The organism is Dactylosporangium sp. NPDC048998, assembly GCF_043197855.1.
Lineage (GTDB): Bacteria > Actinomycetota > Actinomycetes > Mycobacteriales > Micromonosporaceae > Dactylosporangium.
Genome location: NZ_JBICTV010000059.1, coordinates 1 through 26,345 on the forward strand (window position 1 = coordinate 1; position 26,345 = coordinate 26,345).

The following is a 26,345-nucleotide window of genomic DNA, read 5'->3' on the forward strand; positions in this document are numbered from 1 at the left end:
GCCCCCCCCCCCCCCCCCCCCCCCCCCCCCCCCCGCGCCCCCCCGGCGCCCCCCCCCCCCCCCCCCCCCCCCCCCCCCCCCCCCCCCCCCCCCCCCCGGCTCCGCTGATGCGGCCACGCCGCATACTGCTGGGCGTGGCTCACTTCAGCAGGCTGTACGCGATCGTCATCGACGCGCCGCGCCCGGACTACGCCGCCACGGTGGCCTTCTGGTCGGGCGCGGCCGGCGCCGACCTCCCGGTCGTGGCGAAATACCCGGAGTTCAACGGCGCGAAGCTGCCCAACCACGACATGCTGCTGCTGACCCAGCAGCTCGGCGACGGCCCCGCCCGGGTCCACCTCGACTTCCACACCGACGACCTGGACGCGGAGGTCGCCCGCCTGGAGGCGCTGGGCGCCACCCGCCTGGAGCACGCCGAGAACTGGCAGGTCATGCGCGACCCGGCCGGCCTGCCGTTCTGCGTCGTCCAGGACCGCCCCGGCACCCTGTCCGAGGCCAACGCCACCCGCTGGGACTGACCCGCCGCACTCCGCAAAAACCTGTTGGCGGATCACGGCGACCACTGCTAGCTTTCCGGAGGCCGTGCGAGAACCGAGGAGGTGGTACCCGTGAACGTTTCGACATGGGTGCTCCCCTCTGGGGTCACGGTCGGGCGATAGGTCGTCCGGGAGCGCCGTTCACGAGCACTCCCGAAAGGCACGACCATGCAATTCACTGCTGAACAACGCCTCGACGACGGCGTCCTCGAACGCGAATTCACCCTCGGCGAGATCCCTGGCATCCTGTGGACGCCCGCATCCGCATCCGCACCGGCGCCGCTGATCCTGGTCGGCCACCCCGGCGGACTGCGCAGGATGTATCCCCGACTGGTGGCCCGGGCCCGGCACTGCGTGGCGGAGGGCTTCGCCGCAGCCACCATCGAGCTCCCCGGGGCCGGTGACCGGCCCCGTTCCGCCGCCGCCGAGGAGGCCCGCGCCGACCTGCGCCGGGCGCTGGAGGCCGGCGAGCCGGTCGGCGACGAGATCGTCGAGCGGCTCGTCCTCCCGCTGGTCGAACAGGCGGTCCCGGAATGGCGGGCCGCCCTGGACGCCCTCCTTTCGCTGCCCGGGATCGGCGGCCCGGTCGGGTACTCGGGAGGGGTGATCGCCATCGGCCTCCGGCTGGCGGTGGTCGAGCCGCGCATCTCGGCCGCCCTGCTGTTCGCCGGGAGTTTCGTGCCCCGCAGCATGTTCGAGGAGGCCCGGCAGGTCACCATTCCGCTACAGGTCCTGCTGCAGTGGGACGACGAAGGAAACGACCGGCAGCTGGCCCTGGACCTGTTCGACGCCTTCGGCTCCAAGGAGAAGACGCTGCACGCCAACATGGGCGGGCACACCGGCGTCCCGCATTTCGAGGGGGACGACGGGAACCGGTTCTTCGCCCGGCACCTGAAGTGAGGCCGGGCCGTCAGGCCGGCAGCAGACGATAGGAGCTGTCGGCCACCAGGCCGCTCATCGAGGACAGGCCCCGGCCCTCCTCGACGGCTATGGCCGGCAGATGCACAACCGCCCCGACCGCGGCGGTACCAGCCATCGGCGGTACCGGCCGGTCGGGGCGGCGAGTGCGGCGTCGAAGGAAGTCGCGGGAAGAGGCGGGTCAGGCCACCGTGTTGCGCCAGGCGCGGCCGCTGCGCTCGATCAGGCGGTTGGCGTCCGTCGGGCCCCAGGAGGCGGCCTCGTACGTCGGGATCGGCCTACTGTCCTCGGCCCAGTGCTCGATGATCGGGTCGACGATCCGCCAGCACTGCTCGACCTCGTCGGAGCGGATGAACAGCGTCGTGTCGCCGATCAGCGCGTCGAGCAGCAGACGCTCGTACGCCTCCGGCGACTCCTCGCGGAACGTCTTGTCGTAGGAGAAGTCCATGCTCGCCGAGCGGACGCGGAACGAGTGGCCGGGGACCTTCGCGCCGAAGCGCAGCGCGATGCCCTCGTCCGGCTGGATGCGCAGGATCAGGGCGTCGGGCTGCAGCTCGGTCAGCTGCGAGTCGGGGATCGGCAGGTGCGGCGGGCGCTGGAACTGCAGCGCCACCTCGGTGACGCGGCTGGGCAACCGCTTGCCCGTGCGCACATAGAAGGGCACGCCCGCCCAGCGCCAGTTGTCCACGTCGAGGCGCAGGGCCGCGTAGGTCTCGGTGCGCGAGAGCGGGTCGACGCCGGGCTCCTCGCGGTAGCCGGGCATGAGCTCCTCGCGGGTGCCGCCGCGGGTGTACTGCCCGCGTACCGCGATGTCGTCGATGTCGCGGCCGCGGGGCAGGCGGATCGCCTGCAGCAGCTTCACCTTCTCGTTGCGCACCGCCTCGGCGGAGAACGACGCCGGGGGCTCCATGAGGGCCAGGGCGAGCACCTGCAGCACGTGGTTCTGCACGATGTCGCGCATCGCGCCGGCGTGCTCGTAGAAGCTGCCGCGGGTGCCCACACCCAGGGTCTCGGCCACGGTGATCTGCACGTGGTCGACCCAGGTGCGGTCCCAGATCGGCTGGAAGATCGAGTTGGCGAAGCGCAGCGCGAGCACGTTCTGGACGGTGTCCTTGCCCAGGTAGTGGTCGATGCGGAAGACCTGCGTCTCGTCGAAGGCGGCATGCACGGTCTGGTCGAGCTGCCTGGCGCTGCCCTCGTCGTGGCCGTACGGCTTCTCGATGACCAGCCGGGCGAAGGAGCCGTCCCGGGCCTGGTTCAGCCCGGCGCCGGCGAGGCCGTCGATGACCAGCGGGAACGCCTCGGCCGGGGTGGACAGGTAGAACACCCGGTTGCCGGCGGTGCCGCGCTGCTCGTCGAGCTCGTCGAGCAGCGTCGAGAGGTTCTTGTAGGTCTCGGGGTCGTCGTAGCCGCCGGCGATGTACCGCACCGCGCCGGCCAGCTGCGGCATGCCGGACAGTCCGCGGTCGCCCAGCACGTTGTGGATGAACCGCTCATCGTCCATAGGGGTGCGCGCCACGCCCACGACCGCGAACCGCTCCGTGAGCCGGTTGTGCCGGGCCAGGCTCTCGATCGCGGGGATCAACTTGCGACGCGTCAGGTCGCCGGAGGCGCCGAAGATGACCACAGTCGCCGGCGGGGCGTGCCGGTTGTCGGATTCCTGCAGGACCGTGTCGCTGGACATGGGAATGCCTCTCCGTCGGACTGCCGCCGTGACATTACGAGTCAACCGGAGCGCGCAGCAACGATTCCGGAACGTGACCGGCGTCTCTGACGGCCCCTCGCAAGCCTAGTCAGTACGTCGGGGACATGGGACGACCCGCGCGCCACGACACCGACAGCCTGCTGGACGCCGCGGTCCGGCGGGCCGAGGACGCCCGGACGAACTTCGACGCCGTCCAGCAGCGCTGGAACGGCTGACTTCGAGCCTCTTCACCGGCCGTTTGGACGTCTACCTGTAGGCCACCCGCGCGGTACCTTGTCTGCGCAGGCGGCGCTCGCCGCCACGAGCAGGGAGCGAGGCCGGGTGGAGCTGTCGATCAGCGTGCTCGGCAACCTGACCGCCACCCTGCGTGGCGAGCCCGTCGACCTCGGCGGCCGGCGCCAGCGCGCGGTCCTCGCTGTGCTCGTGCTCAACCGCGGCCACGTGGTGCCCACCGACCGCCTGATCGACTGCGTGTGGGGCGACCGGCCGCCGGCCAGCGCCGCCGGCGCCTTGCAGGCCTACGTCTCCCACCTGCGCCGCCGCCTCGAGCCGGGCGGCACGGCGCGGGCCCGCGGCAACGTCATCGCCAGCCGTCCGCCCGGCTACGCGGTCGCCCTCGACCCGGACGCGGTCGACGCGTGGCGCTTCGACACGACCGTCCAGCGGGCGTTGCGCCTGCGGCGGCACGCCGAGCAGCGCGACCTGCTCGCCGGCGCGCTGCGGCTGTGGCAGGGCCCGGCCTACGCGGAGTACGCCGACGAGCCCTGGGCGCAGGCCGAGGCGGCCCGCCTGGGCGAGCTGCGCGAGGTGGCCCGCGAGGAGGTCCTGGCCGCGCGGCTGGCGCTGGGCGAGAGCGCGGTGCTGGTCCCGGAGCTCGAGGCGCTCGTCGCCGACCAGCCGCTGCGCGAGAAGCGGTGGCGGCTGCTCGTGCTCGCGCTCTACCGGGCCCATCGCCAGGGCGACGCCCTCGGCGCGCTGCGGCGGGCCCGGCAGACCCTGTCCGAGCAGCTCGGCGTGGATCCGGGCCCGGCACTGCGGGCGCTGGAAAGCGAAGTGCTGGCCCAGGCCCCGACCCTGGAGGCCGCCGAGGCCACGAAGCATCCGGCGCGAGCGCCGGATTTTTCGGACATGCCAGGATTTCACGGTGTACCGGCGGTGCGGGCCCGGGACCAGCTCGTCGACCGGGAGCGCGAGGTCGCCGCCCTGCGTGGCGCCGCCGCCGAGGCGTTCGCCGGCATCGCCCGGCTCGTGCTGATCGAGGGGCCGGCCGGCATCGGCAAGAGCCGGCTGCTCGCCGAGGCCCGCCGCATCGCCGACGGGCACGGCGCGCTCACCCTGACCGCGCGCGGCAGCCAGCTGGAGAAGGAGTTCGGCTTCGGCGCCGCGCGGCAGCTGTTCGAGACGTTGTTGACCGACCCCGCGGCCCGGGAGCGGCTGCTGTCCGGTGCCGCCGCGTCGGCGACCGCCGTGTTCGATCTGACGCACGACCCGCAGACGCGCGGCGATCACACGTTCGCGGCCCTGCACGGGCTCTACTGGCTCACCGCCAACGCCGCCTCGGCCCGGCCGCTGGCGATCGTCGTCGACGACCTGCAGTGGTGCGACACCGGGTCGCTGCGCTTCCTAGCCTACCTCGTGCGCCGCCTCGAGGGCCTGCCCGTGCTCGTGGTCGCCACGCTGCGCACCGGCGAGCAGTACGACGATGAGGCGCTGCTCGCCGAGCTGCAGCTGGACCCGGCCACCGCCGTGGTGCGTCCCGGGCCGCTGACCCGCGCCGGGGTCGCCGACCTGGTCCGCGAGGGGCTCGGCGACGCCGCTGAGGACGCGTTCGTCGCCGCCTGCCACCGCACCACGTCGGGCAACCCGCTGCTGCTGCGCCAGCTGCTGCGGGCGCTGGAGGCCAGCGGGGTGCGCCCGACCGCCGCGCACGCGGGCACCGTCACCGCGATCGGCTCGCGGGCGGTGTCCAGCATGGTGCTGTTCCGGCTGCGGCGGATGCCTCCGGCCAGCACCGCGGTCGCCCGCGCCATCGCGGTGCTCGGCGACGGCGCGGGGCTGCCCACGATCGCCGCGCTCGCGGAGGTCGACGAGCACGCCGCGGCACAGGCCGTGGCCGCGCTCGCCCGGGCCGAGGTGGTCCGGCACGAGTACCCCATCGGCTTCGTCCACCCGCTCGTGCGTGACGCGGTGTACCAGGACCTCCCGCCGGGCGAGCGGCAGTTGCAGCACGAGCGCGCCGCCCGGGTGCTCGGCGGCGCCGCCCCCGAGCAGATCGCCGCGCACCTGCTGCTGATCCCCGAGCGCGGCGACCCGTGGGTGGTCGAGGTGCTGCGCGCCGCGGCCGGCACCGCGCTGCACCGGGGCGCGCCTGACGGCGCCGCGGCGTACCTGCGCCGGGCCCTCGCCGAGCCGCCCGAGCCGCGGCTGCGCCCCGAGGTGCTGCTGGCGCTCGGCCGGGTCGAGACCCTCAGCGACGGGCCGGCCGCGATCGCGCACCTGCGGGAGGCATACGACGACCCGCGCACCGACCAGGCGACGTTCGCCGAGGTCTCCCGGATGCTCATCCACACGCTGATCTTCACCGGGCCGGAGGGCAACGCACCGGCGTTCGCCCGGCGGGCAGTGGCCCGGCTGGCCGCGGAGTTCGCCGACGAGCGGCAGGCGATGATCGCGCTGGAACGGACCGCGGCGTACATGTACAGCGGCGAGGCGTACGTCGCCGGCGACTTCACCACGACGATCACCGGCGACGGCCTGGGCGCACGGATGCTCGCCGCGTGCCGGGCGTGGGAGCTGCTCGCGCGCGGCGAGGAGCGCGAGGAGGCGATCCGGCTGGCCCGCTTCGCGATGACCGACGGCGTGCTGCTGGACGGGGATCCGGGGCTGTTCTGGGCCGTCGCCGGCGTGGTGCTGGAGAGCACCGACGCTGGCACCGGCACCCTCTGGGACGACGTACTGGCGCTCGGGCACACCCGCGGCTCGCTGTTCACCGTCCTCGCCGCGCAGCTGTGGTCGGGCTGGCGCGAGTGGCAGCGCGGCGACCTGCCCGAGGCGGTGCACCGCCTGTCCGCGGCGAACGAGCAGAGCCTCGCCTGGGGCGGGGTGCCGGCGCTGGGCATCTCCTACGGCGAGGCGTTCCTGATCCGGGCGCTGGTCGACCAGGGGCGGCCGGCCGACGCGCGGGCGTTCCTCGACGAGCACCTGGACCGGCCCCGGGTCGGCGACGGCGTCCGGCTGGTCGACCAGGCGCACGCCTACCTGCTCATGGCGGAGGGCCGGCACGACGCGGCGCTGGCGCTGCTGCGGGCCGCCGAGCGCCGCGGCAACCCGCAGTGGTTCGAGGAGCGTAGCCTGCGCGCGATGGCGCTGGCCGGGCTCGGCCGGACGGCGGAGGCTCTGGAGGCGGCCGAGCGCGATCTGGCCGGCATGCGCAGGTGGGGCAGCCGGCGGGCGGTGGGGCGCGCGCTTCGCCTGGCCGGCGAGCTCGCCGGCGACGCGGACCGGCTGCGCGAGGCCGTCGAGATGCTCGCGGGCACCGAGGCACGGCTGGAGCACACCCGGGCGCTGTTCGCCCTCGGGCGGGTCGTCGACGACTCGGCCGACCTCTTACGCGAGGCGCTGAAGCTGGCCGAGGAGTGCGGCGCGCTGGGCCTGCGCGCCGAGGTCGCCGCGGTCCTCGCGGCGCGCGGCGAGGACGTGCCGGCCGAGCCACCGGTCCAGCTGACCACCAGCGAACGGCGCATGCTCGCGATGTCCGAGGGCGGCGCCGACGAGCGCGAGATCGCGCAGGCGCGGTTCCTCACCCCGCACACGGTCCGCGACACCCTGGCGGCGATCCGCCGCAAGCTGGCGTCCGGCTGACACTTCGGCTCAGCCAATCACGTCATCTGAGCGTCGTTGGCCGGCATCCTGTTCGCGGGGTGCCAGCCATGACCGGCGGATACGGTCCGCGCATGACCACGGCGGCGAAGCCCCTCCTTGGCCGCAAGCGCCCCATCCCGGCGCACGTCGCGGTCTACGCGTTCGTCATCATCCCGTTCCTGGCGCTGCTCGCGGCGGTCCCGATCGCCTGGGGCTGGGGGCTGGCCTGGCTGGATGTCATCCTGGCCGCGGCCTTCTACACCGTGACGTGTCTCGGCGCGACGGTGGGCTTCCATCGGTACTTCACCCATGGCGCCTTCAAGGCCAAGCGCGCGCTGCGCATCGGCCTGGCCGTCGTCGGCAGCATGGCGGTACAGGGCCCGATCCTGCACTGGGTCGCCGACCACCGCCGCCACCACGCCTTCTCCGACAAGGAGGGCGACCCGCACTCGCCGTGGCTGTTCGGCACCTCCCCGGCGGCGCTGGTGCGCGGCTTCTGGCACGCCCACCTGGGCTGGGTGCTCGAGCGCGACCTGACCAACCAGGAGCGCTTCGCCCCCGACCTGCTCGCCGACCGCGACATCCGCCTCGTGCACCGGCTGTTCGGCCCGCTCACGATCGTCACCCTCGCCGCACCGGCCCTGCTCGGCGGCCTCATCAGCTGGAGCTGGCAGGGCGCGGTGACGGCCTTCTTCTGGGCCGGCCTCGTCCGCGTCACCGCCCTGCACCACGTGACCTGGTCGGTGAACTCCGTGTGCCACATGATCGGCGAGCGCCCGTTCGCCGCCCGCGACCGCTCCGCGAACTTCTGGCCGCTCGCCATCCTGAGCATGGGCGAGTCGTGGCACAACCTGCACCACGCCGACCCGACCTGCGCCCGCCACGGCGTGCTACCCGGCCAGATCGACGTGTCGGCCCGCCTCATCTGGCTGTTCGAGAAGGCCGGCTGGGCCTGGGACGTGCGCTGGCCGACCCCGCAGCGCCTGGCCCGCATCGCCGCCAACCCCGCGTAGCCGCGGCCCGCCGGTCAGCGCTCGAAGATCCAGATGCCGAGCGGGCCGGCGGCCAGAGCCCGCGGGTCCGGGTCCTGAGCCGGCGAGCGCGGACGCCGGCCGGCACGCCCGCCGTGCTGGGCGAGGCCGGCGGCGCCGCCGTCGTCACAGGGCCTTGTCGATGCGATCCGCGAGGGCCGTGTCGCCCTGGCGGAGCGCGGCGCCGCCCGAGCCGGGCGTGAGCAGGACGCGGTGGCAGCCGTCGAGCTCGACGTACACCTCGCCGGAGGTGTCGTCCGTGGGGCGCAGCAGCGCGAACCGGCTCGCGTGGGCCGTGCACGCGGACGGTGCTCCGGCGCCGAGCATGGCCTGGCGCAGCTCGGTCCAGCGCTGCGCGGGCAGGACGCCGCCGCGCTCGAAGTCGCCGGCCGGCTTGGCGCTGCCCTGCTCGGCGGGCGGCACGCGGTACAGGCACAGGCGCATCTCGCTCTTCGGGGGGTCGAACGGGGCCACGTTGCGCGAGGGCTCGGCGGCCTCGACCGAGACCATGTCGGACCACCCCTGCGCGCAGCCCGACGCGGCGGCGGCCGACGACACCGTCTCGCGCAGCACCGTCGTGGCCACGACGGTGAGCCGCAGGGTGCGGACCGCCTCGCGCGCCTCGATGCGCAGCTTGCCGCACACGTCGCGGGCGATACCGGGGCGCAGCCAGCGGCCGTCCGCGTCGAACACGGCGAACCACGGCACGCCCGGCAGGTCGGCGGTGCACGAGACGGCGGTCATCGGCTGGTCGGGCAGGCGCAGCGCTTCGGTGAGCGCGCCGACGTCGGTGCCGCGCCGCTCCGCGAGTACCAGGTCCTCGCCGCCGTCGGCGCGCTGCTGGGGCTCGACCGAGCACACGACGACCGCCGCCGGCACGAAGTCGCGGGGCAGCCGTGGCAGCTTCAGCGGCTCGGCCGGCGAGAACGGCGACGGGTCCCCGACCTGCTGCCGGCAGGACGTCCAGGCGTCGTGCACCTCGGCCGGTGCCGCCGGCCCCTCCACTCCGCGGGCGCAGCCGGCGAGCAGGGCGAGCGCCGCGGCGGCGGCGAGTCTCCATCGCATGCCTCCTCCGACGCGCCCGGCCCGGTCCCGGTTCCGGTCACCGGCGGACGCCGGGGCACGCCGGGCGCATACACGCCCGGCGTCCCGTTCGGCCCCGACCTGGCGCGGGTGGGCGACCGGTTCCTCCCGGCTCGCCTCCGACGGCGGTCAGCGGGACTTGGGTGACTCCGCCGGCACGATGTGGGCGTCCGGGCCCGGGAAGACCAGGCCCTCGTGCCCGTCGAGCCAGCGTACGGTGTACGGCGGCGTGTGGTCGTCGCGCCGCACCTGGGTGATGATGCCCTCGCGGCGTGTGTCGCCGACGTGAGCGCCCTCGACGATCAGGCGATCTCCGACGTTTGCGTGCATCGCTCCTCCTCGGTCGCTTTCGGCGGACCCTTCCAGGATGCCCGGACCGGAGGCCGGCCGGGCGGTTTCAGGGCAGGCGGGCGGCGATCCCGTCCAGCAGCATCCGCAAACCCAGCTCGAACTGCTCGTCAGGCGGGCCGGGTGCGGGGTCGGCCAGCCAGCTCGTCAGCAGCGGCACCGTGCCGTCCGCCGCGGCCAGGTCGTGCACCGTCGCGAAGGCGCCCGGCTCGGCCGGCGGCTCGAAGCGCGCCTCCTGCGCCTCCTGCACGGCGCTGCCGACGATGTGGCGGTCGATCAGCGCGGCGAACGTCAGCGCGCGGGCGACCGTCACGCCGCGGCCGGTGAGCACCCGCAGCATGAGCTCGAGCCTTCGCATCGTGTGCGGGCCCGCGGGGGGCCTGGTGTGCACCAGCTCGGCGTACCAGCCGTGGCGCTTGATCATCGCGCGGGTGGCGGTGGCGACCTCGTGCAGGTCGGCGCGCCAGTCGGGGCCCGGGGACGGTGGCAGCGGGATCTGGGCGACCGCGGCGTCGAGCATGAGGTCGACCAGGCCGTCCTTGTGGTGGACGTACCGGTACAGGGCCATCGGCGTGTAGGGGCCCAGCCGCGCCGCGACCGCCTTCATCGTCAGCGCCTGCGTGCCGCCGGAGTCGGCGAGCTCCATCGCGGCGGCGACGACCTCCTCACGGCCGAGGCGGCGTTGGCGGGCGGGCGGCTCGGGTAAAGCCCACACCGGTGGCGTTGCGGTTGTCATCCGTTAACTATACGAGGTACACATAAGTATATGAACGAAACTTTCCGGCTCGGCGTGGTGCGTGGGATCAGTTACGGCCTCTTCGGGCCGCCCGGCGAGTTCGTCCCGCAGGCCCGCGCGCTCGGCGCCGGGCTGGTGCGGGCGTACCTGTACTGGTCGCAGATCGAGCCCGAGCCCGGCCGGTTCGCGTGGGACGCGGCCGACGCGCTGCTGGGGCAGCTGGACGGCGAGGCCGAGGTGTGGCTGACCGTGTGCTCCAGCTCACCATGGGCCACCCGGCAGGCCGCGACGTTCCTGCCGCCTTCGCCGGCCAAGGACGTGGCCGACTACGCGAGGTTCGTCGGGGATGGACGAGCTGCCGCCCCGGCTGCGGATGCTCATGGAGGACTGCCCGGCGCCGCTGGCGGCGAAGCGGGACCGTATCGCGTGCCGGCAGCTCGTGATGCGCACCGTCCTGGCCCTGGACGCCGGGGTGACCCGCACGGCCTACTGGAACCTGGCGCCGGAGATCGCCGGCTACCGCGACCGGTACCAGATGATGGACCTGCTCTTCGGCCGGCTGCCGCTGCTGGACTTCGACGCCGAGGGCGGGCTCACCGTGCGGCGCCCGGCCGCGGAGACGTTCGCCCTGCTGGCGCGCGAGCTGGCCGGCGCGACGGCGGTCGAGCGGCGCGGCGCCGGCTTCCACGTCGAGCGCCCGGGCCGCGGGCCGCTGTGGATCGCGTGGGCGGACGGCGACACCTTCGACGGCGAGGACGCGCCGCCCGTGGCGATCTCGCTGCCCTGGGCGGGGGCGAGCGCGGCCGGGACCGACGCGTTCGGCGCCCCGGTCCCCCTCGACGTCCGCGACGGCGCGGTACACCTGGCCGCCACGGTGACGCCGGTCTTCGTCAGCTGAGCGCCGTCGCCGGGTGCGCTCGAAGGTCTGCTCGGGTCCCGCTCGGCTTGATCAACACACCGGCGCCACCGCGCAATCGGCTATTCGTCGCCAGTTGAATGCCCGGGTGGCCAATCGAATCTCGGACCTATAGGCTCTCCGCGGTCAAACCCGTCCTGCTCGGCAGAATCCATGATCCTGCGGGGCAGATCCCCTCGACGAAAGGTATTGACGATGACGCAGGACGCGGCCCTCCTGGGGCAACTCGACAACGAGGCGCAGCAGACGAACCCATCCTCGGCATTCGTCGCGATCGGCGGAGCCGGCGCGGTTTCCGCGGTCGTGGAGGAGTTCTACTCACGGCTGCTGGCCGACCCGGCCACCACAGGGTTCTTCACGCCGCTGGTGGAGTCGGACGGGTTGGCCGCGCTCAAGCGCCACCAGGTGCTGATGCTGACCAAGGTGCTCGGCGGCCCCGACCGGTACGCCGGCCGTGACCTGCAGACGTCGCACGGCCATCTGGCCATCACCGACGAAACCTACCGACGGGTCAGCCTTCACCTACTGACCGTGATGCACGACTTCAAGGTGCCGATGGACATCCTGCAGGCCGCGGACGGGATCCTGGGCTCGGTCCGTCCGCTGGTGGTGACCGGGGCGCACGGGGACGCGCAGTAGTGGACACCGCCGCGCTCAAGGCAAGCTGGGCGCAGGTCGCAACGCTGGGTGATCAGGCCGCTGCCTACTTCTACGCCACCTTGTTCAGCATCGATCCCGGCTTGCGCGCGATGTTCTCCGCCTCGATGGGCGGCCAGCGTGATCGGCTGTTGACCGCACTCGGGCACATCGTGTCCAACGTCGAGGACACCGACGCCTTGGTCGCCTTCGTGCAGCAGTTGGGCCGCGACCACCGCAGGTTCGAGGTCCAGCCTCAGCACTACCCCGTTGTCGGGCAGGCGCTGCTGCACACCTTGGCCCACGGGCTGGGGCCCGCGTGGAACGATCAGTTGGCCGCGGACTGGACCGAGGCGTACGGCATCGTGTCGACGGTGATGATCGAAGCCGCGGCCGCGGCCGAGTCGTTCGAGCCGGCCTGGTGGAATGCCGAGATCGTCTCCCACGAACGGCGAACCGGCGACATCGCCGCGTTCACCGTGCGGCCGCAGGGGGAGCTTCGCTACCGGGCCGGGCAGTCCATCGCCGTGGAGTCGCACCTGCGCCCGAAGGTGTGGCGCTACCTGACGCCGGCCAATGCTCCCCGCCGAGATGGGACGATCGAGTTCCATGTCCGCGCCGTGCCCGGCGGACAACTGTCCTCCGCGCTGGTCTACCAGGCCCGCGAGGGTGACGTGCTGCGCCTGGCCTCGCCGATCGGCAATCGCCTGACCGTGGCGAGCGCGCCCGGGCCCGACCTGTTGTTGCTGGCGGGTGGCACCGGCCTCGCACCCATGAAGGCGATCATCGAGCAGCTGGCCGTCGGCCTGCACGACCGCAAGGTCACCCTCGTGGTCGGCGCTGCGAACCGGTGGGACCTGTACGACATGCCCGCACTCAACCAACTCGCCGACGATCTGCCCTGGGTCCAGGTCATCACGGCACTGTCCGACGATCCGCTGGGCGGCCAGCCGGTCACCGCGGTCGAGGCAGCCCTGCACAACGGCTCCTGGCACGACCGCGAGATCTACGTGTGCGGTTCGCCGGCGATGGTCGCCGGGACCTGCCAGGTGCTGCGCGATGAGGGCTACGCCTCGGGCAATGTCCACGTGGAGCAGTTCGACGACAAAACCTATGCGCCGCTGCGCGCTGCACTGACCCCGGATGGGGTTTTCGAGGAGGTGACCCGACCATGAGCGCAGAACCCACCCCCCGGCGCAGGCCCCTCTCGCCCCATGAGATCCGCAGCACGCGCCTGCGCCAGATCGGCTTTCGCAAGGGCTACGACCCCGCGGAGGTCAACGCGCTGCTGCAGCGGGTGGCCGAGGAGATCGCCGCCCGCGACGCGCAGATCGGCACCTTGGCGAACGAGGTCGAACGGCTCCAGCGGGAGCTGTACGCACGCCGCCACGGCCAACTGCCCGACAACGCTCCGCGCGGCCTGGACGAGGCCCTCATCTCCCAGCGCGTCCAGGCCCAGCAGTACGTCGACGAGCTGGTCGCCGCCGCCCAGACCAACGCCGCGCACCTCGTGGCGCAGTCCCGGCAGCAGGCCAACGAGATCCTCCGAGCCGCACACGCCGCGGCCGAGCAGGCCGCGCGCGACTATCGAGCCGCCTCGGGGCCCACCTACAGCGCCGATCGGGAGGAACTGGCCAGGCTGGCCACCCTCGCGCAGTGGGCGATCCGCCAGTTCTCCGGCCTGCGTACCCAGGTCGACGCCACCGACGACGCCGCCCGTCAGGAACTGGGCTCCATCCTCGACCGGCTCGCGCCCATCCTCGGCCTCGGCAACACCGGCACCGACCCGATGTACCCGAATGCCGGACAGCACCGTGCCGACAACCCGTAAACGGTGCGGGCGCACGGTGACGCCGGTCTTGCTCAGCTGAACGCCGGCGTCCCCGCAACCCGGCCGGCCGGCGGCGGGGCGGTCGACTCGCGGACCACCAGGTGGGTGGCGAGCTGGATGTGCAGCGAGTCGGGCGCGCCGCCGCGGGCCAGGGTGTGCAGGGTGCGCATCGCGACCCGGCCCATGTCGGCGATCGGCTGGTGGACCGTCGTCAGTGGCGGCGAGGACAGCTTGGCCGGCTCGACGTCGTCGAAGCCGACGATGGACAGGTCCTGGGGCACCCGGCGGCCCAGCCGCCGGGCCGCCTCGAACACGCCGAACGCGGTGCCGTCGCAGGCGGCGAAGATCGCGGTCGGCGGGTCGGGCAGGCGCAGCAGCTCCAGGGCCATCCGGCAGCCGGCCTCGGCGGAGAAGCCGCCGTGCATGACCAGGGCCGGGTCGGCCTCGATGCCGGCCAGCTCGAGCGCGTTGCGGTAGCCGTGCAGCCGCTCCCGCGACGCCGCGATCTGCGCGGGCAGGCCGGCGAAGCCGATGCGCCGGTGGCCCAGCGCCACCAGGTGCTGGGTCGCCTGCGTCCCGCCGGCGAAGTTGGTCGAGGCGACGCTGGCCAGGCCGGCACCGAGCGGGCCGGTGAGGTCAACCGAGACCAGCAGCAGGCCGAGCTCCTCCACGGTGCGGACCTGGCCGGCGGTGAGGGCCAGCGACACCACGATGACGCCCAGGCGGCGGCGGGCGGCGGACCGCATCAGCCACGCGTCGCTCAGCGGCGTGCCCGCCCCGCCGGCCTGGTCGAGCACGTCGACGACGACCTCGACGCCGAGGTCGCGGGCCGCGGTCAGGATGCCGTGGAGCACCTGCAGGGAGTACATGCTCTCCATCGAGTCGAACACGACGTCGACGGCGGCGTCGGCCTGGGCCTCGCGGGGGCCGGTGCTGGGCACGTAGCCGAGCGCGGTGATCGTCTCCTCGACCTTGCGGCGGGTCCGCGGATCGACGTTGGGGCGCCCGTTGAGCACCTTCGACGCGGTGGCCTTCGACACCCCGGCGGCCAGGGCGACGTCCTCCAGCGTGACGCGCGAATGCTGGTCGCCCATGCCGCCTCCCGAAACAGTTTCGCGCATTGACAGCAGCGTAGGTTACCCATAACGTCGCTATCAACAGGAAACTACAAGAAAAAGTTTCCAGCAGGCTGACAGAGGACGACGGATCGTGACGACTGTGACCGAGAGACTCCCGTACCAGGACGCGGCGCTGCCGGTCAGGGAGCGCGTCGAGGATCTCGTCCGGCGGATGACCCTCGCCGAGAAGGTCGGCCAGATGCTGCAGCTCGATGCCCGGCTCGACCTCGCCGACGCGGTGCTCACCAGGACGGCCGGCTCGCTGCTGCACGCCTCCCCGGACCGCATCCGCGAAGCGATGGCCATGGTGGAGTCCACCCGGCTGCGCATCCCGCTGCTCATGGCCGACGACTGCATCCACGGCCACGCGTTCTGGCCGGGCGCGACCGTGTTCCCGACCCAGCTCGGCATGGCCTGCACCTGGGACCCCGAGCTGGTCGAGCGCGCCGCGCGCGTGGCCGCAACCGAGATCTCCACGACCGGGCTGCACTGGACCTTCTCGCCGGTGCTGTGCATCGCCCGCGACCTGCGCTGGGGGCGCGTCGACGAGACGTTCGGCGAGGACCCGCACCTCATCGGGGAGCTCGGCGCCGCCATGATCCGGGGGTACCAGGGCGGGGGTCTGAACGACACCACCGCGGTGCTCGCCACCGCCAAGCACTTCGCCGGCTACTCCGAGACCCAGGGCGGCCGCGACGCCAGCGAGGCCGACCTCACGCCGCGCAAGCTGCGCTCCTGGTTCCTGCCGCCGTTCGAGCGCGCGGTGCAGGCCGGCTGCGCCACCTTCATGCTCGGCTACCAGGCGATCGACGGCGTCCCGGTCACCGCCAACCGCTGGCTGCTCGACGGCGTGCTCAAGCACGAGTGGGGCTTCCCCGGCACCCTCGTCACCGACTGGGACAACGTCGGGCGGATGGTCTGGGAGCAGAAGGTCTGCGCCGACGACGTGGAGGCCGCCGTCGTCGCCGTCGAGTCCGGCAACGACCTGATCATGACCACCCCGGCCTTCTTCGAGGCCGCGCAGCGGGCCGTCGCCGAGGGCCGCCTCGCCGAGGCGAAGATCGACGCGGCCGTGCGCCGCATCCTCCGCCTGAAATTCGAGCTGGGCCTGTTCGAGAACCCCCGCGCCGCCGACCCGCAGCGCCAGGCCGCGGTCATCGGCAGCGCCCCGCACGCCGAGCTCAACCTGCAGGTCACCCGCCGCTCGCTGGTGCTGCTGCGCAACGACGGCACGCTGCCGCTGCAGGGTGCGGCCCGGCGCATCGCGGTCGTCGGCCCCAACGCCGACGACCCGCACGCCCAGCTCGGCGACTGGGCCGGCGCGTCGGGCCAGGTCGACTGGATGCCGGACGGGCACCCGCGGGAGACGATCACGACCGTGCTCGACGGCCTGCGCGCGCTGGCCCCGCAGGGCTGGACGGTCGCCCACGCGCCCGGGGCGCAGATCGGCAGCCTGCAGCCCGACCCGGCCGGCAGCCACTTCCCCGACGGTCAGCCCCGCCCGCCGCTGTTCGAGCCCGCGCCCGCCGACCCGGCCGCGATCGCCGAGGCCGTCGCGCTCGCCGAGGCCAGCGACGCCGTCGTGGCGGTGCTCGGCGACAACGTGGCGCTGACCGGCGAGGGCAAGTCCACGGCCACGCTGGAGCTGCAGGGCGGCCAGCACGCGCTGCTCGACGCGCTCGTCGCCACCGGCCGGCCGGTGATCGTCGTGCTGATCCAGTCCAAGCCGTCGACCCTGCCGCCGTCGGCCGCCGGCGCCGCCGCGATCGTCGAGGCGTTCAACCCGGGCATGCAGGGCGGCCGGGCCATCGCCGAGCTGCTGCTCGGGCTCATCGAGCCGGCCGGGCGGCTGCCGATCTCGTTCGCCCGCCACGCCGGGCAGCTGCCGGTGTACTACAACCAGATCCGCGGCCAGCACGGCAACCGCTACGCCGACCTGACCCAGGAGCCGCTGTTCGCCTTCGGCGAGGGCCTGTCGTACTCCACGGTCGAATACTCGGACCTGCGCGTCGAGCGCGACCGGGTGCCCGCGGGCGGGACCGTCCGGGCCCGCGTCACGGTGGCCAACACCGGCGCCCGGCCGTCGATCGAGACCGTGCAGGTGTACGTCAGCGACCTCGTCACCAGCGTCACCTGGGCCGAGCGCGAGCTGAAGGCGTTCCGCCAGGTCACCGTCGAGCCCGGGCAGCGGCTGGAGGTCGAGCTCGAGCTGCCGGCGGCGGCCTGCTCGCTGGTGACCGCCGACGGGCGCCGGGTCGTCGAGCCGGGCCGCTTCGAGCTGCTCGTCGGGCGCAGCTCCAAGCCCGGCGACCTGCTGCGGGCCGGCTTCGAGATCCTGCCGGCCTGATCAGCGATCGGCGGCGGTAGGGACAGCCTCAGCCGCGCAGGGCGGCTGAGACCCGAGGATCGCACAGCGGGGCGATGTGCGGCTCAGGCCTCGGGGCTCAGCCAGGACCGCACCGCCGCCTCCTCGTCCTCGGTGAACGGGATCTGGGCCGCCTCCGCACGGCTCAGCACGTTGTTGACGAACGCCGCGCCGATCTCGGCCGGGGTCGGCGGGGGCTGGCGGTGCAGCGGGTAGCCGCCGAACGAGGTGCCCCGCACGACGAAGGCCACCGCGCCGCGGCTGACCGGCACACCGCCGTCGCGCAGCTGGTCGCGGCTCCAGCTGGTGCACTGCGTCAGGTTGAACTTGTGCGAGCGGGCGTACGCCGACAGCGTCTCGTAGATCGAGGACCACCACGCCTGCGGCAGCCGCGGCAGGCTGAGCTGGTCGGCCAGGCGCTCGACGGGCTCGGGCTGCGCGGTGCGCTGCGCCCCGGGCGCGGCCGGCTCCGGGGCCGGGTGCCGGCCCTCGTCCCACAGCAGGTGCTGCGACATGCGCAACCCCGGCAGCTGCAGGGTCTCCACGGCCCGGGCGAAGCTGCCGACGCCGAACCAGCCGCTGGCGCCGACCACGGGGCCGAGCTCGCCGCGCAGCCGGTGCGCCAGCGACGCCATGTTCAGCGGCGCACCGGCCGCCTCATAGTCGGCGGTGACGATGGTGCGGAACTGGGCGTACGCCTCGTCGACCCGCGCCGGGTCGGCGAGCCCCGCGGCCACCTCGTCGGCGTCGTCGTCCAGGTCGACCGGCTCGCCCTGCACCAGCGCCAGCAGCTGCTGGCTGTCGAGCAGCTGGTCGGCGATCGCGGTGAACGCCTCGGCCGCGTCGGACGGCGACACGATCATCGTGCGCCGGTCAGCCCGCCGCAGCCGCTGCAGCAGCGGCGTCATGTCGGAGTCGCCGGACGCGACGACGAACTCCTCGTAGCGCGTGTCGTCGGCGAGCGCGTCGACGGCGTCCACGACGATGCGGATGTCGGCGCCGTTCTTGGTCGCGTTGTACCGCGGGCAGTCGATGACCTCGAACCCGGCGCGCACGAACGACGGCCGGAACCGGGAGAAGTACAGCCGGGCCGGCTCCCCGGCGCCGTCGCGGTGGTTGACCCACCCGGCCGGGTTGAGGTAGCAGCGCAGGATCAGCCAGCGCCGCGGGGCGTCGGCGGTGAGCGTGGTGGCGAGGCGCCGCAGCCACGCGCCCGGTTCCGTGGCGAACTGGACGGCCACCTCGGGGTCGAGCTTGAACAGCCCGCTGAACACGTTGTCGAAGTCGAGGAAGAACGCCGCGCGTGTGTGCCCCATCGCGCTACTTCGGCGGCAGGGTGACGACGAAGGCGGTGGCCTCGGCGATCCAGCGGTCGAGGTCCGCGTCGTCGAGATGGTCGCCGGCGACCAGGATCCAGCCGCGCATCGGGCGGCCGGTGATGTCGAACGGACGGGTGCCGGGGCCGGTCAGGGCGGCGTCGCCGGTCTGCGGGCTCAGGCGGACGATCAGGTCGTCGCCGTGGACACCGACGGTCATGTTGCCGTCGGTGAGGAACGCCAGGCCGCCGAACATGCGCTTCTCCGCCACGCCTGGGCGGTCCTGCAGCCGCTCGCGGAGGCGATCGGCCAGTACCTCGTCGTACGCCACGGGTAGCGATTCTACGGCCCCGCGGCGCACGACAAGGGCCGGCACGCACCACCTCGATGCCGCATCGCCATGCGTGCATCCGGCGCGGCCTGAGTGAACCCGCCGTGAATCCCCCTCAGTGTGTTGCGATCGTCATTGCGGTACCGCATGGGGCGGCTTCACCGAGCGTCACAGATCGGCTACGCTGAATGTCCGGCGTTCGGATGGGGAGGAAAAGGCGACCATGGTCAAGAAGATCCTCAGATGGGGTGGCCTGGCGTTCCTGGTGTTCTTCGTCGCGTATCGCCCGCAGTCCGCGGCCAACGTGGTGAGCTCCATCGGCGGCAGCCTCCTCGACATCGCCAACGGCTTCGGCGACTTCTTCGCCTCGCTCGGCAGCTGACTGCCCCGCCGGGCCGCTCAGCCCCGCTCGAGCCGGCGGCGCAGCGCGGCGAGGTCCTTGCGGGTCGCGGCGCGCATCGCCATCGCGACCAGCGGTCCCGCGAGACGGCCGAGGCCGGTCGGCTCGCCGCGGTTGCGCAGGGTCATCAGGGTGCCGCCGCCGGGGTGGTCCGCCCACGTGTACGTGGTCTCCATCGGGAACGGCCCCTCGGCGGTGCGCATGACCAGCCGCTCGCCGGCGGTGTACTCGACGACCTCGTAGGTGTAAACGAGCCGTCGGCCGAGAAACCGGGCCACGAACGTCACCCGCGAGCCGAGGCGCACCGGCGGCGCGGTGCGCCATTCGACCGAGGCGATGTTGGCGTACCACTGCGGGGCGTTGCCCGGGTCGGCGGCGTATGCGGCGACGACGTCGCGCGGCCGGCCGATCTCGATCTGGGTCAGGACGTCCACGGCCACGCCACCATCGTGCACCCCGCGCGGGCGGTCAGCGCCCGAGCGGCACCAGGGTCATGCCGGGGTGAGCGCCGGACTCGGCCTCGTCGAGCATCGCGGCGGCGACGGTGGCCCGGCTCACCCGGGCCGGGAACGGCCGGCGCGGTACCTCGGCGAGGGTGAGCGTACGCCGGGCCGGGGCGAGCGGGCCGTCGGACAGCGGCCCGGCGTGCAACACCGTGCCGCCCGCGGCGAGCACGGCCGCGTCGGCGCCGACACGGTCGGGCAGCTCGCCGCGCATGAACGTGCGCAACAGGATCCGGGTCGGCGCGCCGGCGGCCGGGGCCGAGGTCCCGGTGCCGAAGGCGCCCAGCCACACGAGGCGCCCGGGGGCCGCGGCGACGGCCGCGCGGGCGCCCGCGGTGAGCGCGCCCGGCGCCTCGCCGGAGGCGATGCCGAGGCCGGAGACGATCGCGCCGGCGCCGGCCAGCGCGCGGGCGATGGCCTCCGGGTCGCGGACGTCGGCCGCGACCCGGGCGAGGCGCGGCGTGTCCGGCACGTCCAGGCGGGCCGGGTCGCGGGCAATCGCCGTGACGACGTGGCCGCGCTCCAGCGCCTGGCGCACGAGCTGCCGGCCGGTACCGCCGGTGGCACCCAGGACGGTGATCTCCATCAGAGTCCCGCCAGGGCGTCGAGGGCGGCGCCGTGCAGCGCGGGCGTGGTGACGAGCAGGTCCGGCGCGCCCGGCCGCCACGGCGCCCCGGCCAGGTCGGTGGCGACACCGCCGGCCTCGGTGACCAGCAGGAGGCCCGCGGCGACGCCGGTGAGGGCCGGCGCGTACTGCCAGAAGGCGTCGGAGCGCCCGGCCGCGACGGCGAGCATCGGAAACGTGGTCGGGATCGTCGTGCGCACCAGCAGCGCTCGGCTCATCAGCGCGCCGATCGCGGCACCGATGCGGGCCTGGACGGGTGCGGGCTCGTCGCCCACCTGGCTGGTCTCCACGATCGCGGCGCGCTGCGGATGCGTGCCGACGTGCACCGGCTCGTGCAGGAGGCGCAGGCGCTGCTGTCGCCGGACGGCGAGACCGACCCGGCCACGCTGGAGCGCACCTTCACGCTGCGCTTCCACGACGCGGTCACCGCCGCGATCGGCCCCGGCCTGCTGGCCGCGGTCCGGGCGCAGGCCCCGGGCGTGCGGCTGCGCTTCCTTGCCGAGGCCGGCGCCGAGACCAGCGACCTGCGCCACGGCCGGGTCGACGCCGAGATCGGCGCGGCCGAGCCGGCACTGCCGGAGATCCGCGGCGAGGTGCTCGGCCACGACGCCCTCGCCGTGGCGGTGCCGCCCGGGTGGCGCGGGAGGTCGTTGCCGGCGCGGCGGTACGCGGCGGCCGAGCACGTCATCGTGTCGCGGCGCGGGCGGCTGCGCGACCCGGTCGACGACGCCCTCGAGGCCGCCGGGCTGCGGCGGCGCACCGTCGCGGCGGCGCCGGCCACCGACGCAGCGCTGGCCCTGGCCGCCGCGACCGGCGCGGTGGTGACGCTGCCCGCCCGGATCGCCGCGCCGGCCGTGGCCCGGCACGGGATGCGGCTGCTACCCCTGCCGGTCGCGGCGCCCCCGGTGCCGGTGATCCTGTGCTGGCACCAGCGCTTCGACACCGACCGGGCGCACGCCTGGCTGCGCGGCCTGCTGCGCGAGCGGGTGGCCGCGGCGCTGGCCCTTCCCGAGGGCTAGTGCAGCTCCGCGTTAATCCTTGAGGGGTCAGGACCAGGCGGTGGGGTCGCCGAGGTAGAGCCCGCAGGCGCAGTCGATGGCCTCTTCGGGGGTTCCGGCGGGTTGGCCGTTGGGGAGGAACGAGTCTTCGTAGCCGTCGCGGCTGGCCAGGTGGATGGCGAAGCCCCATCGGTCGGCGGTGCCGGTGTAGCGCAGCCGGCACAATGGCCAGATGTCACCGTCCTCGTCGGCGTCGAGGTAGGCGTAGTCGCCGCGGAACCGCACGACCAGGCGGGTCAGTTGAGGCCAGCGGGCCGCCCGGTGTGCCTCCACCCGGTCAGCGAGGGCGGTCTTGACGGTGTCGGGCATCTTCGCCTGGCGGCGCAGACGATCATGTCGGCCAACGTCGGCGTCGCGCTGAGCCTGGTCACCCAGCCGAACACAGCACTTCAGCTCGCGGCGCTGCTGCGCGGCCGGCCGAGCGTCCTCGGCGGCCCGGAGACCGCCCTGCTGGTGCACTGGATCGACACTCTGGCCACACAGGCGGCAGCCCAGTCGGTACTCCGCCCGGCGGGTGAGTCCGCCGGGCGATCAGCCCGGTCCGTCCGGCCCGGTCTCGCCAAGACGCCACGGGGATGCCCCGCCGCTTGGAACACTGGACCGCGACATCGCGCCGCGAGGCCTCCGCCCGGCATTCGCTGCGGTCGAACCGCATTCCTGGACGACACCACATGTGTACACGTGCGGTGTCGACCGCGGTTCGCCTCATCGATACCGACGGGAGAGCCGAACGTTGGACACCCGGGCGGACGAATCCGCGTCAGCGTCGAGCGTGTCCGGGCGGCAATGGGTCGGCCTGGCCGTCCTCGCGGTCTGCGTCGCCCTGTTCGTCGCCGCCTCGGCGCGCTGGCAGCACCAGTTTGACCTGCGGATCTACCACGGCGCGGTCCGTTCCTGGGCGCACGGCGGTGACCTGTACGCCTACCGCCAACCGGAGACCGTGCGGGTATTCGGCTTCACCTATCCACCGTTCGCCGCGATCGCCATGCTGCCCATGACGATCGTGGCGTGGCCGGTCGCCGCCGTTGCCCTCGCGATGACGTCGGTGTCGGGGACGCTGCTGCTGCTCTGGCGACGGTTTCACCGGTGGGCACCGACGCTCGCCGGCGGGATTCTGCTCGCCGCGGCCGAACCCTGGCGGGACACCCTCAGTCTCGGCCAGATCAACCTGGTGCTGCTCACGCTCGTCGCGGTCGACCTGCTGTACCTGGTCGGACGGCATCCCGCCGCCGGTATCCTCATCGGTGTCGCCGCCGGCATCAAGCTCACCCCGGCGGTGTTCATCGCATACCTGCTGCTCGCCAGGCGTTATCGGGCAGGGTTCATTGCCGCCGGTACGGCGTTGGCGACCGTCGGCCTCGGATGGCTGATCGCCCCGGGGGCATCCCGCGCGTACTGGACGTCGCTGGTCTGGCGGACCGGCCGGGTCGGCGAAATCTTCTCCGTGCCAAACCAGTCCCTCGACGGCGCATTGACCAGGATGCACGCGCCCGCGGCGGTGTGGCCCGCGCTCGTCGTGGTCATCCTGGCGGTCTGGGCCTACCGGGTGCGGCGGGCCGCCGCCGCCGCCGCCGACGACGCCTGGGCCGGCCTGGCGCTGACCGGTGTGGCGGTGTGCCTGATCAGCCCGATCAGCTGGGTGCACCACCTGGTCTGGCAGATTCCGGCGCTGCTCGTCCTCGTCGACCGGCGGGCCGATCGGCGCCACCGGTACTGGTACCTGCTGCTCGGCGCCGGCATCTACGGGTTGATGGCCACCAGGGTCCTCTGGCTGTTCAAGGACCCCGCCAACCCGCTCTACCTGCCGGGCGCGAACATGCACGTCATCACCGGCCTGGTGCTGCTGCTCACGGTACCGGTCAAATCGGCGCCGCGCCCCACCACGGTGCTGCCGGCCCCGGCCACGCGGCCGTCGCTTGCCGAGACGGCGTAACCCGCCACCCTCCGCAAAAGCCACCCGTCCAGGGCGGCGTCGCGGCGCGCTTATCGCCGGGCAAAGGGTACAGGCTTGGCGATATCCCGCACCGGGCAAGGAAGGAACCCTGACCCTGCGGGTACTGCGCCGGGCGGCCGACGAGGGCCTGCCCGTGTACCTCTACGGCTCGACCGCGCAGACCGTGGAACGGCTGGCGGCGTCGCTGACCGCAACCGTGCTCGCGCTGCGGATCGCCGACGCGGACCGCCGGCTGCTCCGCCGAGGTGAGTTCACCTCCCAGCAAGACCTCGCCGACCAGATCAACAAGTTCGTCGCGGTCTACAACCTCACCGCCAAGCCCTTCCGATGGACCTACGACGGCCGACCCCACTCAAAGCAGCCTGACCCCTCAAGGATTAGTTTCACGCGGAGCTGCACTAGGGCAGCGGGCCCGCCTCGCCGGGAACGGCCCGTTTGCCTACGGTCCGGCCTGGAAGCGGTCCTGGTCGAGGGCGTCGCCCAGCGGCACCACGCCGTGCTGCAGGCCGAAGATGGCCGCCTGCGTGCGGTCCTGCAGGTCCAGCTTGGTGAGGATGCTGGAGACGTAGGACTTCACCGTCTGCTCGCCCAGCGACAGCGTCCGGGCGATCTCCCGGTTGGAGCGCCCGCGCGACAGCTCCGCCAGCACCTCGCGCTCGCGGGCCGACAGCCGCTCCAGCGGCCCGTCGCCGGCCGCGCCGCGGACCCGCCGGACCAGCTCCGCGGCCACGCCCGGGTCCAGGACGCTGCCGCCGGCCGCGGCCGCGTGGACCGCCTCGACGACGCGGTCGGTCGACGCGGTCTTGGGCAGATACGAGAGCGCACCCAGGCGGACCGCCTCCAGCGCGCGCCCCTCGTCCTGGTAGGAGGTCAGCACCACCACGGCCGGCCGCCGCCGCATCGTGGACAGTGCCAGGAGCACGCCGAGGCCGTCCAGGCCGGGCATCAGCATGTCCAGCAACACCACGTCGGGCGCCAGCCGCCGCGTCTCGGCGACCGCGGCGACGCCGTCCGCCGCCGTGCCGACCACCTCGACCCCCGGCTCCTGACCGAGGACGAACCGCAGACCCTGGCGGACGACCTCGTGATCGTCCGCGATCAGCACCCGGATGACACCGTCCACGTCACACCCCGATCGGCAGTCGTACCCGCAGTGTCGTGCCCCGCCCCGGGGCACTGTGCACCTCGACGGTGCCGCCGAACTCGGCGGCGCGCTCGCGCATGAGGCGCAGCCCCATGCCGTGCCGCTCGGCGACGGTGGACGGGTCGAAGCCGCGGCCGTCGTCGCGGACCGTCACCGCGACCGCGCCCTCGTCCGGCTCGATCCTCAGCTCCACGGCCTCCGGGTCGCCGTGGCGGATCGCGTTGGAGAGGGCCTCCTGGGTCACGCGGAGTACCGCATGCTCGATCGCGGGATCGTCGGGCAGCTCCGCGATCGCGGTGGAGATGCGCACCCCGACCCGCTCCTCGTACGCCCGGCACAGCTCGCCGATCGCCTCGGCCAGGCCCGCGTCCTCGAGCGCGATCGGCCGCAGCTCCAGCAGCATCGCCCGCATCTCGCGCATGGTGCGGCCCAGCGATGCCTCCATCGCCGCGGCCTGCCGCTGCAGCTCGGTGGCCGGCGGCAGGGCCCTGCGCAGGCCCCCGGCGAGCAGGCTCGCGGAGAACAGGTCCTGAGAGATGGCGTCGTGCAGCTCCCGGGCGATGCGGGCCCGCTCCGCCTGCCGGGCCTGCGCACCGACGGCGGCCCGCTGCGCCTCCCGCGCGGCGGCGAGCCCGGCGGCCATCGTGTTGAACGCGGACTCCAGCCGGCCGACCTCGTCGCCGCCGGAGGTCGGGATACGCACATCCAGGTCGCCGCCGGCCATCGCCGCGGTACCGTCGGCCAGGCGACGGACGCGGCGAATCAGCCGGCCGGTGCTCAGCAGCCCGAAGAGCGCGCCGACCGGCAGCAGCAGCACGAGGGCGAAAGCCGCCGGGGCGACCACCCCGACCAACGAGGAGCCGGCGTCCGGGTCCGCCCCGGCGGCCTTGTCCGCGGCCTTGTCGGCGCCGCCGAGGACCTCGCTCTTGTCGATGCCGGACCCGGTGGGCGTTTCGACCCGCGCCGCGGCCGAGAGCACCACGTACGCCACGCCGATCCGGCGCCGTTCGCCCCCGGGCGCGGCGACCTCGACCGGCGCGGCGGCCCAGCTCGCGTCGGCGCCCCCCAGCCGGGCCGGCCCGGCGCCGAGGTGCAGCGCCTCGGCGGGGAGCATGCTGCCCGCCGGGAAGACGTCGGCGGGGCCGCCGCGCAGCACCCGCCCCTCGGTGGTCGCCACCGCCGCGTGCAGGCCGGGCCCGGAGACCTCCAACGGGCCGCCACGCCCGAGCGCGGCGGCGAGCAGATCCGCGTCGCTGTGGCCGGGCTCCTGGGCCAGCAGCGCGGTGGCCGAGGCGCCCGCCCTGGACGCGAGTTCCAGCGCTGTCTTGGCGGCCTTGGCCTGGTTGGTCTCCGTCGTCGCGGCCGCGGCCTCCTGCCGGGCCCGATCGGCGTCGCGGTTGGCGGCGACGATGCGGGGGACCGTGACGGCGAGCACGACGGCCTCGACCAGCAGCACCGCCGCGGCCGAGACCAGCACGTACGAAGCGGCCATGCGGAACCGCAGGCCGAACCGCGAAAACATCAGTGCGCCCCTCCCCCAATACCGACACGATCGCAGGCCGGACGCGGGCTGGCTCCCCGTTACCTTTCGGCGCGCATTAGTGAGCACACGATCGGTAGTCCTACCTTACGGTGGGACGGTCCCGGTCTGACCGACTGGCGTCGTGCCGGGTTCACGCTTCACGGCCACCTGCCCGCGTATGCAGGTCTTACGGTCGGCTCCACGTGCCGCCACCGGGCCACTCCCGGCGGTGTCGTACTGGGCCGCGAGCGCGGCCAGGTTCAGCGAGGCGTTGCGGTCCCGGTCGATGACCAGGCCGCACGCCTCGCAGTGATATGCACGCTCGGACAGGGCCAGCTTGGTTTTCACCGCGCCGCAGCCCGAGCAGGTCTTCGAGGACGGATACCAGCGGTCGGCCACGAGCAACCG

The 26,345-nt window shown here is 73.7% G+C and carries 27 protein-coding genes; 12 read left to right on the forward strand and 15 right to left on the reverse strand.

Features of this window, described 5'->3' with window-relative positions:
• Nucleotides 1–134 precede the first annotated feature (134 nt).
• Together ACGFI8_RS46020 and ACGFI8_RS46025 are read left to right on the forward strand one after the other, a co-directional pair.
• Complete coding sequence (locus ACGFI8_RS46020) at nt 135–518, forward strand: VOC family protein (RefSeq protein WP_392814967.1); 384 nt, start codon at nt 135–137, stop codon at nt 516–518.
• Between the two features lie 186 nt (nt 519–704).
• On the forward strand, nt 705–1,436 hold the full coding sequence (locus tag ACGFI8_RS46025) for an alpha/beta hydrolase (RefSeq protein ID WP_392814970.1): 732 nt from the start codon (nt 705–707) through the stop codon (nt 1,434–1,436).
• A gap of 10 nt (nt 1,437–1,446) precedes the next feature.
• Here the strand turns inward: ACGFI8_RS46025 and ACGFI8_RS46030 are convergent, their stop codons facing one another.
• Nucleotides 1,447–1,572, reverse strand: coding sequence for a hypothetical protein (locus ACGFI8_RS46030; protein WP_392814971.1), 126 nt, complete (start codon nt 1,570–1,572; stop codon nt 1,447–1,449).
• A gap of 63 nt (nt 1,573–1,635) precedes the next feature.
• Entirely contained in the window at nt 1,636–3,138 is a 1,503-nt protein-coding gene (gene zwf / locus ACGFI8_RS46035) for a glucose-6-phosphate dehydrogenase (RefSeq protein WP_392814972.1), read from the reverse strand.
• 342 nt (nt 3,139–3,480) lie between these two features.
• Here zwf and ACGFI8_RS46040 point away from each other — a divergent pair, with 342 nt between their 5' ends.
• Both ACGFI8_RS46040 and ACGFI8_RS46045 read left to right on the forward strand, forming a co-directional pair.
• A complete protein-coding gene (locus tag ACGFI8_RS46040) occupies nt 3,481–7,020 on the forward strand; it encodes a BTAD domain-containing putative transcriptional regulator (protein ID WP_392814975.1) in 3,540 nt (1,179 codons plus the stop codon).
• A 92-nt stretch (nt 7,021–7,112) separates the two neighbouring features.
• Nucleotides 7,113–8,033 (forward strand): acyl-CoA desaturase, encoded by a 921-nt coding sequence (locus tag ACGFI8_RS46045; RefSeq protein ID WP_392814977.1) that lies wholly within the window; start codon nt 7,113–7,115, stop codon nt 8,031–8,033.
• A gap of 144 nt (nt 8,034–8,177) precedes the next feature.
• Here ACGFI8_RS46045 and ACGFI8_RS46050 read toward each other — a convergent pair whose 3' ends face one another.
• From ACGFI8_RS46050 to ACGFI8_RS46060, 3 genes are all read right to left on the reverse strand, one after another.
• Complete coding sequence (locus ACGFI8_RS46050; RefSeq protein WP_392814980.1) at nt 8,178–9,116, reverse strand: hypothetical protein; 939 nt, start codon at nt 9,114–9,116, stop codon at nt 8,178–8,180.
• A gap of 147 nt (nt 9,117–9,263) precedes the next feature.
• Entirely contained in the window at nt 9,264–9,464 is a 201-nt protein-coding gene (locus tag ACGFI8_RS46055) for a DUF1918 domain-containing protein (protein WP_392814982.1), read from the reverse strand.
• Between the two features lie 67 nt (nt 9,465–9,531).
• The gene (locus ACGFI8_RS46060; RefSeq protein ID WP_392814984.1) at nt 9,532–10,218 is read right to left on the reverse strand and encodes a TetR/AcrR family transcriptional regulator C-terminal domain-containing protein; all 687 of its coding nucleotides are present in this window, start codon (nt 10,216–10,218) and stop codon (nt 9,532–9,534) included.
• 346 nt (nt 10,219–10,564) lie between these two features.
• Between ACGFI8_RS46060 and ACGFI8_RS46065 the strand changes: the two genes are divergently transcribed.
• The 4 genes from ACGFI8_RS46065 (at nt 10,565) to ACGFI8_RS46080 (ending at nt 13,601) form a co-directional block, all read left to right on the forward strand.
• On the forward strand, nt 10,565–11,116 hold the full coding sequence (locus ACGFI8_RS46065; protein WP_392814985.1) for a hypothetical protein: 552 nt from the start codon (nt 10,565–10,567) through the stop codon (nt 11,114–11,116).
• 213 nt (nt 11,117–11,329) lie between these two features.
• Nucleotides 11,330–11,773 (forward strand): group 1 truncated hemoglobin, encoded by a 444-nt coding sequence (locus ACGFI8_RS46070; protein WP_392814987.1) that lies wholly within the window; start codon nt 11,330–11,332, stop codon nt 11,771–11,773.
• Nucleotides 11,773–12,945, forward strand: a complete 1,173-nt coding sequence (locus ACGFI8_RS46075) for a globin domain-containing protein (protein ID WP_392814989.1) — start codon at nt 11,773–11,775, stop codon at nt 12,943–12,945. Before ACGFI8_RS46070 ends, ACGFI8_RS46075 begins: the two co-directional genes overlap by 1 nt.
• Entirely contained in the window at nt 12,942–13,601 is a 660-nt protein-coding gene (locus ACGFI8_RS46080) for a DivIVA domain-containing protein (RefSeq protein ID WP_392814990.1), read from the forward strand. The genes ACGFI8_RS46075 and ACGFI8_RS46080 overlap by 4 nt, the downstream gene beginning before the upstream one ends.
• A gap of 32 nt (nt 13,602–13,633) precedes the next feature.
• On the opposite strand, the gene ACGFI8_RS46085 is transcribed toward ACGFI8_RS46080, so the two are convergent.
• A complete protein-coding gene (locus ACGFI8_RS46085) occupies nt 13,634–14,722 on the reverse strand; it encodes a LacI family DNA-binding transcriptional regulator (RefSeq protein ID WP_392814993.1) in 1,089 nt (362 codons plus the stop codon).
• Nucleotides 14,723–14,819: 97 nt separating this feature from the next.
• Between ACGFI8_RS46085 and ACGFI8_RS46090 the strand changes: the two genes are divergently transcribed.
• Nucleotides 14,820–17,066, forward strand: a complete 2,247-nt coding sequence (locus tag ACGFI8_RS46090; protein WP_392814995.1) for a glycoside hydrolase family 3 N-terminal domain-containing protein — start codon at nt 14,820–14,822, stop codon at nt 17,064–17,066.
• A gap of 83 nt (nt 17,067–17,149) precedes the next feature.
• On the opposite strand, the gene ACGFI8_RS46095 is transcribed toward ACGFI8_RS46090, so the two are convergent.
• Nucleotides 17,150–18,400 (reverse strand): NYN domain-containing protein, encoded by a 1,251-nt coding sequence (locus tag ACGFI8_RS46095; protein ID WP_392814998.1) that lies wholly within the window; start codon nt 18,398–18,400, stop codon nt 17,150–17,152.
• 4 nt (nt 18,401–18,404) lie between these two features.
• Nucleotides 18,405–18,731 carry a TfoX/Sxy family protein gene (locus ACGFI8_RS46100; RefSeq protein WP_392815000.1) on the reverse strand — a complete coding sequence of 109 codons (327 nt, stop codon included), beginning with the start codon at nt 18,729–18,731 and terminating at the stop codon, nt 18,405–18,407.
• 223 nt (nt 18,732–18,954) lie between these two features.
• Here ACGFI8_RS46100 and ACGFI8_RS46105 point away from each other — a divergent pair, with 223 nt between their 5' ends.
• Nucleotides 18,955–19,113 (forward strand): hypothetical protein, encoded by a 159-nt coding sequence (locus tag ACGFI8_RS46105; RefSeq protein WP_392815002.1) that lies wholly within the window; start codon nt 18,955–18,957, stop codon nt 19,111–19,113.
• A gap of 17 nt (nt 19,114–19,130) precedes the next feature.
• Here ACGFI8_RS46105 and ACGFI8_RS46110 read toward each other — a convergent pair whose 3' ends face one another.
• From ACGFI8_RS46110 to ACGFI8_RS46120, 3 genes are read right to left on the reverse strand one after another with little or no spacing between them, the layout of a single operon-like run.
• On the reverse strand, nt 19,131–19,571 hold the full coding sequence (locus ACGFI8_RS46110; RefSeq protein WP_392815005.1) for an SRPBCC family protein: 441 nt from the start codon (nt 19,569–19,571) through the stop codon (nt 19,131–19,133).
• A 28-nt stretch (nt 19,572–19,599) separates the two neighbouring features.
• Complete coding sequence (locus tag ACGFI8_RS46115) at nt 19,600–20,220, reverse strand: NAD(P)-dependent oxidoreductase (protein ID WP_392815007.1); 621 nt, start codon at nt 20,218–20,220, stop codon at nt 19,600–19,602.
• A complete protein-coding gene (locus ACGFI8_RS46120) occupies nt 20,220–20,585 on the reverse strand; it encodes an inositol monophosphatase family protein (RefSeq protein ID WP_392815009.1) in 366 nt (121 codons plus the stop codon). The genes ACGFI8_RS46115 and ACGFI8_RS46120 overlap by 1 nt, the downstream gene beginning before the upstream one ends.
• Here ACGFI8_RS46120 and ACGFI8_RS46125 point away from each other — a divergent pair.
• Nucleotides 20,568–21,278: a LysR substrate-binding domain-containing protein gene (locus ACGFI8_RS46125; RefSeq protein ID WP_392815012.1), complete on the forward strand. Its 711-nt coding sequence runs from the start codon at nt 20,568–20,570 to the stop codon at nt 21,276–21,278. The genes ACGFI8_RS46120 and ACGFI8_RS46125 overlap by 18 nt on opposite strands.
• Before the next feature lie 27 nt (nt 21,279–21,305).
• Here the strand turns inward: ACGFI8_RS46125 and ACGFI8_RS46130 are convergent, their stop codons facing one another.
• The gene (locus ACGFI8_RS46130; protein WP_392815015.1) at nt 21,306–21,776 is read right to left on the reverse strand and encodes a hypothetical protein; all 471 of its coding nucleotides are present in this window, start codon (nt 21,774–21,776) and stop codon (nt 21,306–21,308) included.
• Nucleotides 21,777–22,050: 274 nt separating this feature from the next.
• Between ACGFI8_RS46130 and ACGFI8_RS46135 the strand changes: the two genes are divergently transcribed.
• Nucleotides 22,051–23,250, forward strand: coding sequence for a glycosyltransferase 87 family protein (locus tag ACGFI8_RS46135; RefSeq protein ID WP_392815017.1), 1,200 nt, complete (start codon nt 22,051–22,053; stop codon nt 23,248–23,250).
• A 460-nt stretch (nt 23,251–23,710) separates the two neighbouring features.
• Here the strand turns inward: ACGFI8_RS46135 and ACGFI8_RS46140 are convergent, their stop codons facing one another.
• The 3 genes from ACGFI8_RS46140 to ACGFI8_RS46150 all read right to left on the reverse strand — a co-directional run.
• Nucleotides 23,711–24,394 carry a response regulator gene (locus tag ACGFI8_RS46140; protein WP_392815019.1) on the reverse strand — a complete coding sequence of 228 codons (684 nt, stop codon included), beginning with the start codon at nt 24,392–24,394 and terminating at the stop codon, nt 23,711–23,713.
• 1 nt (nt 24,395) lies between these two features.
• Nucleotides 24,396–25,937, reverse strand: a complete 1,542-nt coding sequence (locus tag ACGFI8_RS46145; protein WP_392815021.1) for an ATP-binding protein — start codon at nt 25,935–25,937, stop codon at nt 24,396–24,398.
• Nucleotides 25,938–26,042: 105 nt separating this feature from the next.
• Nucleotides 26,043–26,345 (reverse strand): zinc ribbon domain-containing protein (locus tag ACGFI8_RS46150; protein ID WP_392815024.1); only part of this gene is annotated, 303 nt, incomplete at its 5' end.